This is a genomic window from Nocardioides albus (assembly GCF_014648255.1).
In the GTDB taxonomy this organism is placed as follows: domain Bacteria; phylum Actinomycetota; class Actinomycetes; order Propionibacteriales; family Nocardioidaceae; genus Nocardioides; species Nocardioides albus.
Map to the genome: position 1 here is coordinate 509824 of NZ_BMQT01000002.1, position 11886 is coordinate 521709.

Annotated in this window: 12 protein-coding genes; 8 read left to right on the top strand and 4 right to left on the bottom strand. The window is 67.9% G+C overall.

The genetic code is table 11. The features are described 5' to 3' along the window. Positions 1-399 precede the first annotated feature (399 nt). The gene (gene zwf, locus IEY84_RS05675) at positions 400-1842 is read right to left on the bottom strand and encodes a glucose-6-phosphate dehydrogenase (RefSeq protein WP_183544739.1); all 1443 of its coding nucleotides are present in this window, start codon (positions 1840-1842) and stop codon (positions 400-402) included. Between the two features lie 8 nt (positions 1843-1850). Continuing rightward, positions 1851-2741, bottom strand: a complete 891-nt coding sequence (locus IEY84_RS05680; protein WP_183544738.1) for a hypothetical protein — start codon at positions 2739-2741, stop codon at positions 1851-1853. 147 nt (positions 2742-2888) lie between these two features. Between IEY84_RS05680 and IEY84_RS05685 the strand changes: the two genes are divergently transcribed. The 7 genes from IEY84_RS05685 to IEY84_RS05715 all read left to right on the top strand — a co-directional run bounded on the left by IEY84_RS05685 (position 2889) and on the right by IEY84_RS05715 (position 8244). Continuing rightward, entirely contained in the window at positions 2889-4079 is a 1191-nt protein-coding gene (locus IEY84_RS05685; protein ID WP_229788380.1) for an acyltransferase family protein, read from the top strand. A gap of 157 nt (positions 4080-4236) precedes the next feature. Next, complete coding sequence (locus IEY84_RS05690; protein ID WP_183544737.1) at positions 4237-4524, top strand: WXG100 family type VII secretion target; 288 nt, start codon at positions 4237-4239, stop codon at positions 4522-4524. Between the two features lie 95 nt (positions 4525-4619). Then, entirely contained in the window at positions 4620-4916 is a 297-nt protein-coding gene (locus IEY84_RS05695) for a hypothetical protein (protein WP_183544736.1), read from the top strand. Next, the gene (locus tag IEY84_RS05700) at positions 4913-6046 is read left to right on the top strand and encodes a TrbC/VirB2 family protein (RefSeq protein WP_183544734.1); all 1134 of its coding nucleotides are present in this window, start codon (positions 4913-4915) and stop codon (positions 6044-6046) included. The genes IEY84_RS05695 and IEY84_RS05700 overlap by 4 nt, the downstream gene beginning before the upstream one ends. Continuing rightward, positions 6043-6714, top strand: a complete 672-nt coding sequence (locus IEY84_RS05705) for a hypothetical protein (protein WP_183544732.1) — start codon at positions 6043-6045, stop codon at positions 6712-6714. The genes IEY84_RS05700 and IEY84_RS05705 overlap by 4 nt, the downstream gene beginning before the upstream one ends. Beyond that, positions 6692-7342: a hypothetical protein gene (locus tag IEY84_RS05710; protein WP_183544730.1), complete on the top strand. Its 651-nt coding sequence runs from the start codon at positions 6692-6694 to the stop codon at positions 7340-7342. Before IEY84_RS05705 ends, IEY84_RS05710 begins: the two co-directional genes overlap by 23 nt. A 29-nt stretch (positions 7343-7371) precedes the next feature. After that, on the top strand, positions 7372-8244 hold the full coding sequence (locus IEY84_RS05715) for a hypothetical protein (protein WP_183544728.1): 873 nt from the start codon (positions 7372-7374) through the stop codon (positions 8242-8244). A 45-nt stretch (positions 8245-8289) separates the two neighbouring features. Here IEY84_RS05715 and IEY84_RS05720 read toward each other — a convergent pair whose 3' ends face one another. Beyond that, complete coding sequence (locus tag IEY84_RS05720) at positions 8290-9183, bottom strand: HAD family hydrolase (protein WP_183544726.1); 894 nt, start codon at positions 9181-9183, stop codon at positions 8290-8292. Positions 9184-9332: 149 nt separating this feature from the next. On the opposite strand from IEY84_RS05720, the gene IEY84_RS05725 reads away from it, so the two are divergent. Next, positions 9333-10049: a class E sortase gene (locus tag IEY84_RS05725; RefSeq protein WP_183544724.1), complete on the top strand. Its 717-nt coding sequence runs from the start codon at positions 9333-9335 to the stop codon at positions 10047-10049. A gap of 9 nt (positions 10050-10058) precedes the next feature. Here IEY84_RS05725 and IEY84_RS05730 read toward each other — a convergent pair whose 3' ends face one another. Next, complete coding sequence (locus IEY84_RS05730) at positions 10059-11669, bottom strand: ABC-F family ATP-binding cassette domain-containing protein (RefSeq protein WP_183544722.1); 1611 nt, start codon at positions 11667-11669, stop codon at positions 10059-10061. Positions 11670-11886: the final 217 nt, after the last annotated feature.

Sequence of the window (11886 nt, forward strand, 5' to 3'; positions counted from 1 at the left end):
GACGGCTCCTCGGCTCGCTTAACATGTACACTACTGTTCGAGATTAACTTGAACAGTAGTGTTCGACAAGAGAGTTTTCGAGGTCGCCCTTGGCGGTGTGCTTGCGACTGCTCAGGGGGAGCGCGCGCGAGCAGCCGCAAGATCGGCCGCGCAGGTGGCCGTCGCCGCGGCTGGCGGGTCGCTAGTGAATGTTCACCGAGGTAGCTCGGTCAGCGCTAACCTCCCTCGCGGAGTTCCACGAAGGAGGTTAGCGCCCACTGAGTTACCTCGGTGAACATCCGCGCCCTCGCCTAGAGGTAGCGCCCGCCTGCGGGGTCTCCGAAGCAGCCAGGTGGAGGCGCGTCGAGACGAGCGGAGTCGATTCCGAGTCCGAGCCCGAGCCCGAGCGCCGTACGCGGCCTAGGCCGAGTGGTTCCTTCCCAGCCGCCAGCCGCCGAGCGGCAGCTCGAGCGCGGACTCCGGCCCCCACGATCCCTGCGGGTAAGGCTCCGCGGTGGGCCGATGCTCGAGGACAGGCTGGCAGATCTCCCACAGCCGCTCGACCTCGCGCGCACTGGTGAACAGGGTCCGGTCGCCGTTCATGACATCGAGGAGCAGCCGCTCGTACGCCTCCAGCGGCCCGGCATCCGGCGTGTCTTCGGCAAGATCGAGGCGGAAGACGCCCTCGACCAGTGCCATGCCGGGGCCGGGGCGCTTGGCGCGGACGTCGATCTCGATCCGGGCGTCGTCGCTGAGCTCGATCACCAGTTCGTTGGGCTCGGCGCGCCCGGGGTCCGCGGGCTGCAGCCACTGGTGGCGTGGGTCGATGAAGCGGATCGTGATCGTCCGCCGCCCGGCGGCGAGCGCCTTGCCGGTGCGAAGGTAGAACGGCACGCCGCGCCAACGGTCGTTGTCGATCCACGCCTCGATCGCGACGTACGTCTCCACGTCGGAGTCTTCGGCGACATCGGGCTCCTCGCGATAGCCGTCGTACTGCCCGAAGACCACGCGCTCGGGGTCCAGCGGCCGGACGGACGCGAAGGCGGCGGCCTTCGCCGCGCGGATCGCGCCTTCGCGGAAGGCGTGAGGATCCTCCATCGCCACGAAGCCGAGCAGCTGGCACAGGTGGGTGGTGACCATGTCGCGCAGGCAGCCGGTGCCCTCGTAGAAGCTGCCGCGCCCCTTGACGGTGAGCGTCTCCGGGACGTCGATCTGCACGGACTCGATGCTGTGCCGGTTCCAGGCGGGCTCGAAGAGACCGTTGGCGAAGCGCAGCGCCAGCAGGTTCTGCACGGCCTCCTTCCCGATGAAATGGTCGATCCGGAAGATCTGCTTCTCCTCGAACGCCTCGCTGAGCACGGCATCGAGCTCGCGCGCCGACGCGAGATCAGTGCCGAACGGCTTCTCCGCGACCAGCCGGCTGCGCGCGTTCAGCCCCTCGCGGGCGAGCATCCCAACCATCGGCTCCACCGCCTGCGGCGGCACGGACAGATAGAGAAGCCTCTGTACGTCACCCACGGTCTGCCCGCTGTCCAGCGCCAGCCGGTCCTCGGCCTCGTGCACGGCCGTCGCGAGCGCGGTGCCGTCCTCGGCGGAGGAGGCGACGAACCGGATCCGCTCCAGCAGCGGCCCGGCCACGCCCTCGTCGACCTCCTTGACGAACTCCTTCAGCGCCTGGCGAACCTGGTCGCGAAACTCGTCGTCGGTGCCGGGCGAGCGCCGCCCGCTGCCGATGATCGCGAGCTGGTCGGGGAGCCGCTTCGCGAGGGCGAGCCGGTACAGCCCGGGGAACAGCTTGCGCGCGGCGAGGTCACCGGTCGCGCCGAAGAGGACGAGTACGTGCGGTGCGGGCTTCGAGGACACAGGCACAGTCAATCACCCGCGGTCGAACGCGCGGAGAGACGCGCTTCGGTCGTCAGGTAGCCGACCGCGGAGGACAGGATGTCTTGGCGCTGCTGCTCGGGCTTGCCGCGACAGGGTTGGCGGCTCATCGTGTCGAGGAGATCGCGTACCCGTTCGGGTCGGTCCAGCAGCAGGGTGCTGATCAGGATCCCGTCGCGGTGGAAGCGCCGGGATCCGATCCGGAAACGACGACGCGGGGCCACAGCGAGTGAGGTTGCGCCGGCCTTGGGCCGGACCACAACATAGGCGTAGCGGAACGGGATGATGCCCTTGATACGCACGGTGCGTACGTCCATGTCGACGCTGTCCACGTCGTCCCAGCCCAGCGTGATGCTGTCGCTGCCGAGCTCGATGGCCAGGGTCTCGGGGGTGAGTACGAGAGCGCGACGGCAGGGCCACGTGGTGACCGTGTCGATGATGACCGGGACGATGGGAACGGCGAGGACGCCGACCAGTATGCCGAGCAGAGGGTTGCCGGCATCGATCGCGGCAGCCGCGGCCTCGACGAGGAGGGCGAAGAGGCAGACGAGGACGAGCGCGCCGAAGACCTCCGTGACACGTCTGAGACGTACTTCGAGACCGGGTACGCCGCTAGGGCCGACCGTGTGACGAATCCGGCGGGCAGCGGCCGACTTCGTCGGACCGATGCTCTTGATCAGAAGCAGGCCTGCTCCGCCGACGATGAGGAGTATGGCGAAGGTGGTGAAGAAGGCGGGGGAGATGAACACATCTTCTTCCGTGACGAGGACGCCGAGGATGAACGAGAGCCCGAGCCCGGCGCAGAGGAGCGCCAAGACCGACCAGCCGAGGCGTCCCACCGTGCGTTGCCACCAGGGTCGTGGATCGTCCTCGCCGAGCATGGGTCGAGCGTAGGGCTGGTCCGCCGCCGATTGCGCCTCGACGAAGCGGTGACCCGGTGTCCGCCTTCTGGGTCTGCCTGAAAACGGACGCGGATGACCTCGCCCCGCCCTACGCTGAGTCGCACCACGCCGTGACGGAGGCCACCGGTGCACGCTCCAGACCAGCCCGTGACCGAGCGGCGCCCCGAGCTGGATGCACTTCGCGCGCTGATCGTCGTCGGCCTGATCTTCTTCCACTCGGCGATGGTCTTCGACACCGAGGGCGACTTCTACGTCAAGAACGGCGCCACGACCAACGTGACCGCGGCCGCCGGACCGGTGGTGGTCTGGGCGATGCCGCTGATGTTCGTGATCGCCGGGGTCGGCGCGGCGACGTCGCTGCGGCGTCGTGGTGCGGGCGGCTTCGCCGTCGAGCGCGTACGTCGCCTCGGGGTCCCGCTCGTGTTCTCGGCCTTCGCGCTCCTGCCCCTGCCGCAGTGGCTCCGCCACCGGCAGGACGGCTCGACGGAGTCCTACCTCGCCTACTGCCGGCGGTTCCTCGACGTACATCTGAGCGTGTCGAACCTGCCCTTCCTCGTGCGCGGCGACGAGTTCGAGTCCGGCCACCTGTGGTTCGTCGTACTCCTCCTCGCGTTCTCCCTCGTGGTCGCGCTCCTGGTCGCACTCGTCACGTGGCGCGCCTTGGGCCGCAGCTCGGCCTGGTCGGAGTCGACCGCTGCCGTGGTCGAGGCCCGCCCCGTACTGCTGCTGGTCCCCGCATTTCCGCTCGCCGCCGTCTGCGCGGTGTGGGGACTCGAGGTGGAGTACGGCGGCTGGCACCGGCTCGCGTACCTCATCTTCTTCGCCGGAGGCGTTGTGATCGCCACCGATCCGCGGTTCCGCACCGCGATGCGACGGATCGCCGCCCCGGCCGCATGGCTCTGCCTGCCGTTGTTCCTGGCCAGCACGCCGGGATTCTTCGGGACCGACGAACCGTTCACGGCGATGGAGCCGCTCGCCATCTGGGCCCGCGTCTGTTACGGCGTGACCGGATGGTGCGCGGTCGTCGCGATCCTCGGCCTCCTCGACCGCCCCCGACCCGCTGCCCGGTCGGCGGTCTCCTCGCGTCGATCCCGTCTGACGGCGTACCTCGGCGACGCCGTCCTCCCGCTCTACGTGCTCCACCAGCCGATCGTGGTCGCCGTCGCGTACGTCGTCGTGGCCAGGGAGCTTCCGGCCGTGGCCAAGTTCGTGATGATCGTGGCTGTCTCGCTCACGCTGACCATCGCGATCTACGACTTGCTCGTACGCCGTACCGAGGTCACACGGTTCCTGTTCGGGATGCGGCCGACTCCTTAGGGAAGCTCGATCCCGCAGGCTCGTGGAGGGATGTCAGAAAGTTCGGCGACGTTTTACTTTCTGGGCTGTTTAGAACTCGCCGCATTGGGTAGAAGTCACTCTGACGAACGGCGCCTCGACGGGTGTCGGCAATGAAATCGCGGGAAGGCAATGACCGATGAGTGACTTCGGGGCAACATACGACGAGATGACCGGCACCGCCGACAAGCTCGACCAGGGCAAGGACACGATCGAGTCCGCTCTGGACGAGTGCCAGGGTTACGTCGACGAGCTCGTTCAGGACGGGTTCAAGACGGAGAAGGCGTCGGGCAAGTTCCAGGACGGCTACCAGGAGATGACCCAGGGTCTGAAGGACGCCATCGCTGGTGTCGAGGACATGGCGCAGTCGCTGCGCGACATGGCCTCTGCGATCCAGGACCTCGACTCGCAGCTCGCCGGCGGCTGATCGCCGTACGAGTGCGGGGTGGGCCATCGACTTGGCCCGCCCCGCGTCTCAACTCGTTCGACTGGGTTGTCAGCGATCAAGACCGGAGGTGACACGTGGACGTGTCGATGAATTACGCCGCGATGGAGAGCAGCTCGCGCGCGTATCGGAACATGCGTGATCTGCTCGAAGCGTCGACAGCAGGGATGGACGACATCGATTCGTCCGCAGTCCCTCAGGACGTACTCCGCGACCGTCTGTCGGACCTGCATGACTCGTGGGGCAGCGGCATCGACAAGCTGGCCGAGTTCTCAGAGGGCGCCGGCAAGGCGGTCGACACTGCGCTCGAAGCATTTCGCTCGTTCGACACGGATACCGCGGCCGCGTTCGAGGGTGACGGAGGATCCGCATGAGCGGCGAGTTCCCCGCGCTCGGGTTCGATCCTGCTCCCGGTGACGTAGGGAGCGTCGAAGCGTTCGTCGAGACGCTCGGGGCCGCGGCGACCGGGCTCAGCGATGCTCGGACCATGCTCGACGGCACGAACGAGGACGACTGGTCCGGCGAAGCCGCGACCGCGTTCCGTGCCTCGATGGACGACGACTTCCGTCCCCGGCTCGTCGACACAGGCGACGCCCTCCAGGGCTCGTACGAGGCGCTGAGCCGTTGGGCATCCTCGCTGGCGTCCTTTCAGCAACGTGCCCGTGACCTGGAGTCGCGTGCAGCCGAGGCCCTGGCCAGCGCCAACGCCGCTGACCAGGAGCACGACGAGGCGCAGTCGGCACCCGATGGTGACGACCAGGCGACCCAGGACGCTGCCGACCGTGCCGATGCAGCACACCAGGAGCTGGAGGGCATCCGTGCCCAGGCACGTAGCCTGAAGTCGGAGGTCGACGACGAGTCCATCGCCACCGCCGGAGATCTGGAGTCGGCCGCAGAGGTTCTCGACAAGCATCACGGGAACTGGTTCGGCGACCTCGTCAACGATGTCGGCAACGCCATTGCCGACGGCTTCGACTGGTTCATGGAGTACGTCGTCCCGGTTCTCGAGGACATCCTCCGTGCCGTGGCGCCGATCATCGCGATTCTCGCCATCTTCATCCCGGTCCTGGGGCCGATCGCACTGGGAATCAGCATCGCCCTGGTCGCGATCGACGGACTCCAGGCACTGACCGGTCGAGGATCGTGGAGCGACTTCATCACCGGCGCAGCTGGCCTTGCCATCGGCTTCGGGGCGGGCGCCCTTGCTCGCTCGGCCTTCGGATCCGGCGGATCCATCGTTCAGTTGAACCTCCCGTCCATGGGCCCAGCCCTTGCCGGCGGCGGAGCCGCGGCTGGAAGTGTCGTGACGGTCGCGACGCTGAGCTTCAACTCGGCAAACATCGCAGCGAACACCTACTGGGCCTTCACCACCGCCAAAGGCGCGGTGGACGACAGCCAGGGCTTCGCCGACTCGCTGTCGGGTCCGTGGACGAATCTCTCGGAGCGCATGCACAACCTGACCTCAGGGGACGGGCCGCGTACGAACGAGGAGCTGGGTTCATGACGGAGACGTCGACGCCGCTGAAGATCTGGCAGCGGATGCCGCCGGGGTGGATCGAGTTCCGTGCCATCGACGACCCGGACGTCTGGTGGGAGAGCTATCTCGCCTCCGGCGAGGGGTGGTTGAGCGAGGAAGCCACCAGGGTTCTGACCACGGCGTTTCGTGAAGGAGTCTCCGCGTTCGCCGGGACCTCGTTCGACTTCGCCGGGGTGCACCTCACTTTCGAGCCGACGCCAGCGGTCTGGATGATGTGCACCCAGGTCATCCAGACGGTAAAGGACAGCGCTGCGGCGAAGTCAGCCGTAGACACCCACCGGACGCTTGCCCTGGCCAAGCTCGGAGCGAACGGATCAGCGACCACATTCCGCTCGGGTGACGGCCGCGTCGGCACGATCACTTACACGGCAGTCCCGAGCGACAACCCCGCGTTGAAGTCCGGCGGCGTCCTGCTGGCGGTTGGCGAGCTTCCGCTGCCGGATCGTCGCGGGAGTGCCTTCATCACCGGGTTCTGCAGCGACCTCGACCAGTTCCACGACCTCCTGATCCGGATCGCGTTCACGCTCGATACGCTGCAACTCCTCCCTGAGGGGCAAGAGCCGCCCGCTGATCAGCCCGGGCAGGCTGCACAGACCGTTGGATCGGAGTTACGTGGCGTTCTGGATCACGGATAAGGCGCAGGAGTGGGTCGAGGCCGCGGAGACGGAGAGCGGACACTCCACGGATGCGGTCTGGGCATCGAAGCTCTTGAGTGACGACCTGATGCGCGGGTCGCGCTGGTGGCTCGGGCTCGCCGCCTTCGTGCTCGCCTTCGTGGCGGCCGGGGCCGCCGGATCAGTCGGGATGATGCTGCTCATCGAGCCGCCCATCGGCGGCGACGTGATCGCGGCGGTCCTCGTCATGCTGCTGGCGATCGTGGTGCTCGTGGCCGCCGTCGGGATGCTGTGGCAGCTGCACCGGTCCGGGCGCCGGTTGGCCCACTCGCTCCGCTGGTGGCTCGCGCTCCGCGCTGATGCCGTGCCCAACCAAGGCTTCGCCGGATGGGTCGGGCCACGAGCAGCCCTGTTCAACCCTTCGGTGTTCGTACGTGTGCTGACCGCGACGCTCGCCGGGCTCGTCGGGATCTTCGGGTTCAGCATGATCGGGTACGCCCTCACCGAGAATGCGGTGCTGCTGATCTCGGCCGCACTGTGGGGCGTGCTCGGCACGGCGTGCTTGTTCGGCCAGCTCGGTGGCGTCATGAAGCTGGTCGCCGGGCTCGGCGATGCGGACCCGATGTGGAGCCGAATCCGTGGCCGTTAGGCCATGCGTACGACTGAAGAGCTGACAGCATGAACGACACCACCGGTGACACCGCGCGGAGCCGAGTAGAGCGACGAGTCGCGGACACTCCCACGAGCGATCTCACGGCAGCGAAGCTGGACGAGATCGTTCTCGAGGAGACCGCCACCGGCGAGAGCCTCAAAGCACTCTTCCGTGACGCAGAGGAGACGCGCTTCGCGATCGAGGGTGGGACCCGAGCGGCGCTGAACGCGGGCACATCGCTCAACTGCTTCGGGCTTCTGGCCGTAGTCGCCGCCGCAGGTGCTTGGGGCGGTGTCTTCGGTCGGTATGAGTCACCAGGGTGGACGTGGATGCTTCCGGCGCTCGCGCCGGTGGTTGCTGCCGCAGCGTTGATCGTCGCGGTGTTCTCGTTCGGGCGCCCGGCCACGCGGATGGCGTCCGGATCGGTCACTATCGGCTTCGCCCTCATCAGCGTGGCCGGCGGCATCACGTTGTTCGCCTCCGACCTCGAGCCATGGGAGCAGAGGTCGATCCTGGCCTCCATCGCTGTCGGTGGCGCAGCAGTCGTTTGGCTCCGCATCACTCGGATCCGCAACACCGATGCGTCCCGCGACCTCGAGCTTGCGCTTCTCCGTGCGCGCCGTGAGGCACGGGCTCTCCTCGAAGAGGAACGAGCGAAGTTCCTGCCGAGGCTCGACCGAACCCTGGAAAGCGTACGGGCTGATCTCAGCGAGCTCGACGCGCTCTGGACCTTCGCGGCCGACTGCGCCGCCAAACGTGGCGTCAAGGACCTCGATCGGGCGAACGGACCTGTCGGCGCATCGAAGCTCACGTTGATCTTGAGCATCCCCTGGGACCACAACGACGTCGCTGGCAAGAGGGCCGAGGCAGATTGGGAGAAGAGGGTTCGTCCGCAGTGAGGTTCGTGGATCATCTGCACAGCTATGTACGCACCGCGACATAGGTCAGGTGGCGATTGGCCCGCTCTGCGGTCCGTTCAGCAACTCGGTAGTACGCATCGTCGGCTCATCGCGCGACCAGGCTGACACGAGGTGATCAAGGACGCCGTCATCGGTGTTCGCACCTATGACGCCGGTGGCGGCCGCGAGGACGTCCCAGGCCGCGTTGGCGACGGCGTACGCCTGATCTGCAGCCCCGAACATGGGCAGGTCGTTGAGGTTGTCGCCGTAGACGACGACCTGGTCGACGCTCAGGTGGTCACGGAGCCAGGCGACGGCATGGGCCTTGGTGGCGCGCGCGGCGCTGAGCTCGAGGTAGGTGTCCTGCGGGTGGTGTGTGTCGATCTGGGCGATGAGGGAGAGCCTGCCATCGGTGGCCGCCGCGATGTCGATGGTCAGTGCGGCGATGGCGGCTGCCTCACCGATGATCGTGGAGTAGAAAACGCCAGAGCGGGGGAGCTGCGCCCAGCCGGGGGCCGGGCGGAAGCGTGAGTCACCGACCCTGTCGGCGAGGAAGCGGCGCATGCCGTCGGACTCCTCGTCTTCCACCCAGGCGGCTCTTTCGGCGGTCGGGGTCCCGTTGTAGACGATCGGCGGAACTCGGTGTTCGCGGCAGATCCGGAGCACCGTGTCCAGGTCGTCGTCCGGGATGCGTTCCTCGTTGAGGATCGCGCCGGTGTGCGGGTCGAGCTGGAACGCGCCACCGGAGACCGTGACCGGGATCCGCAGGTCGAGCCCATCTGTGACTCGAGCCGCGGAGACGTACGAGCGGGCGGTTGCGTAGGTGAACTGCAGACCGTTGGCGACGAGGTCGTTGATGCCGTCACGGGTTGATGTCGAGAGCGAGGCGCCGGGGCCGAGGAGAGTGCCGTCGAGGTCGCTGAGGATCAAGGTGCTCAAGATGTCCCGTTTCTCGTGGTCATGAAAGTTGTCGATGGGCGTGGGGCTCCCACCGGTGCTGCGTGGTCCATGATCTCGTCTCGCGGCGAGACTGCTTTCGGCGCGGCGTACCGTGGGTTTCCTGAACCGGACCCGCTTGAGGCGGACCCATGAACACGACATCACCCTGGAGCGTTGCCGGGGCACTGATCGCTCTCGGTGCGCTCGTGCTCGCTGGGTGCGCGACTCCGGAGGGCAGCGTCGATGAGCCTGCCACGGTCACCACCTCGTCGGCCGCTCCGGCGCTGCCACCTTCCACGTCTTCGACGGCGCCGCCGTCGCAGTCGGTCGTTGAAACACCGTTGCTGTCCTCCGACGGTCGGCCGATGCGCGGGGAGCTGTCCATCCCGCGCATCGGCGTCACCGCTCTCGAGGTCGTGCCCTATCGAGGATGGACCGACGACGCTCCCGGGACTGAGATCCAGAACAACGGCGTCGCGGCCAGCCCGTACGGTCCTCGCGGCGGCACCGGACCGGGTGGGATCGGCAACTATCAGGTGACCGCGCACCGGCTCTCATCCACGCGGGCATTCCTCCGGCTGCCCGAGCTGCGGCGGGGTGACCGGGTCTCCGTGCGCACCGAGGAGGCGACGTACGTGTATCGCATCACCGGTACGCGGGAGACATCGTTCCGGTCGGCAGCGTCGCTGCGCGCCCAGCGTGCGGCGGTCCCCGGCAAACCTGGCCAGGAGCCCACCCGAGCGATGATCACGCTGTCGACCTGCGCCACTCCTGAGGACCACGCCGAAGGCAACTACTGGTCCGACGAGTTCGACAACCCCGAGCATCGCATCGACAAGATCGGCGTCCTCGTGGCCGTGCGGTGAGGGCCGCCGTCAGTGACCGTCCAGGTCGCGGCGCTGATGCATCCGCCCGTCCCCATCGAGCTCGATGACGGTGTCGATGCCGATCCGCTCCAGGAAACCGTGGTCGTGGCTGACCACGAGCAGGGCGCCGCGGTAAGCGTCGAGGGCCTCGGCGAGCTGCTCGACGCTGGTGATGTCGAGGTTGTTGGTCGGCTCGTCGACGATCAGCAGCTGCGACGGCGGGTCGGCGAGGAGGAGGCGGGCGAGGGAGACGCGGAAGCGTTCGCCGCCCGACAGCGTGCGTACCGGGCGGTCGACGCTGTCGCCTCGCAGGAGGAGGCGGGCGAGCTGGTTGCGGATCGTGGCGGGCGGCAGCTCGGGTGCCACGCTGCGTACGTTCTCCATCGCGCTGGCCTCGTCGTCGAGGCCGTCCAGCCGCTGGGGGAGCAGGCCGACCAGGTTGGTGAGAAGACGGCCGTGCGGTCGTCCAGGCACCGGGTCGGAGCCTCGCACGAGCTGGTCGAGAAGCGTCGACTTCCCGGTGCCGTTCGCGCCGATCAGCGCCACCCGTTCCGGCCCCTGGATCACGACTGTCCGGCCCTCGTCCTCCAGCTCCGCGATCCGCCGGCTGCGCGGTACGCCGGGGTCGGGGAGGGTGAGGTGGATGTGCTCCTCGTTGCGTACGCGGGCACCGGCTGCGTCGACGGCGGCCTTGGCGGCCTTCACCTTGTCATCGAGCGTGGAGCGGAGCGATCCGGCCGACGCCTGGGCCTTGCTGGCCCGGTTGCCGGCCAGGATCTTCGGGATCCCACCGTCCTTCTGGGTCCTCTTTGCCGTACGCTCGCGGCGGGCGAGCTTCGTCTCCGCCTCTATGCGCTGCCGCTTCTCGACCTTGAGCGCCTGCTGAGCCGAGCGGGCGGCCTGCTCGGCGGCCGCCGCCTCCTGCTCGCGGTGCTCCTTCCAAGCACTGTAGGGGCCGCCGAAGGTGGTCAGCGTCCCGGCGTACAGCTCGGTGGTGCTGTCCATGTGCTCGAGCAGCTCGAGGTCGTGGCTGACGACCACGAGCGTCCCTGGCCACTGGTCGACGAAGTCGGCGAGCTTGGCGCGGGTGGCTCGGTCGAGGTTGTTCGTGGGCTCGTCGAGCAGCGTGATCGGGGTGCGGCGGATGCGTAGGCCGGTGATGGCGATCAGCATGCCTTCCCCGCCGGAGATCTCGGCGACGCGACGGTTGAGGTCGGCGGCGGAGAAGCCGATCTGGTCCAGGGCCTCGTCGGCGCGGGACTCGATGTCCCAGTCGTCGCCGATCGCATCGAAGTGGCGTTGATCTACCGACCCGTTCTCGATCGCCCGGATCGCGGTGAGGATGCCGTCGATGCCGAGCAGGTCGGCGATCGTCGTGTCCTGCCGCAGGGTGAGCATCTGGGGCAGGTAGCCGACCTCACCGCCGACCTCGATGTGACCGGAGGTCGGTGACAGCTCGCCGGCGATGAGGCGGAGCAGGGTGGACTTGCCGGCGCCGTTGCGACCGATCAGGCCGGTCCGGTCGGCGCCGAAGGTGCCGGAGACGCCGTCGAGCGCGACGGTGCCGTCGGGCCACTCGAAGGTCAGGTTGCGCAGGGTGATGGCAGATGTGGTGGACATCGCGATGTTCTCTCTTCTCGTCCGTCGGTCGCCGAAAGGGCGCGACGGGAAATCGACGAAAGGGCGAAGTGCACCGCGACGCCGACCGAGGGGTCGTGGTCACGCGTTCGCAGCTGCGAACGTGCCGATGAGAGTCACGCGGAGATGTCGACGCCCAAGAAGGGCGGGCTCACGCGCGTACGTCAGGCGATAGCCACCGGCAGTGCGGCGGCTAGAA

Bases quoted from the DNA above. Each gene is read 5' to 3' on its own strand.
- IEY84_RS05680 (WP_183544738.1), bottom strand. From the start codon at position 2,741: ATGCTCGGCGAGGACGATCCACGACCCTGGTGGCAACGCACGGTGGGA.
- IEY84_RS05690 (WP_183544737.1), top strand. From the start codon at position 4,237: ATGAGTGACTTCGGGGCAACATACGACGAGATGACCGGCACCGCCGAC.
- IEY84_RS05700 (WP_183544734.1), top strand. From the start codon at position 4,913: ATGAGCGGCGAGTTCCCCGCGCTCGGGTTCGATCCTGCTCCCGGTGAC.
- IEY84_RS05705 (WP_183544732.1), top strand. From the start codon at position 6,043: ATGACGGAGACGTCGACGCCGCTGAAGATCTGGCAGCGGATGCCGCCG.
- IEY84_RS05715 (WP_183544728.1), top strand. From the start codon at position 7,372: ATGAACGACACCACCGGTGACACCGCGCGGAGCCGAGTAGAGCGACGA.
- IEY84_RS05725 (WP_183544724.1), top strand. From the start codon at position 9,333: ATGAACACGACATCACCCTGGAGCGTTGCCGGGGCACTGATCGCTCTC.
- IEY84_RS05730 (WP_183544722.1), bottom strand. From the start codon at position 11,669: ATGTCCACCACATCTGCCATCACCCTGCGCAACCTGACCTTCGAGTGG.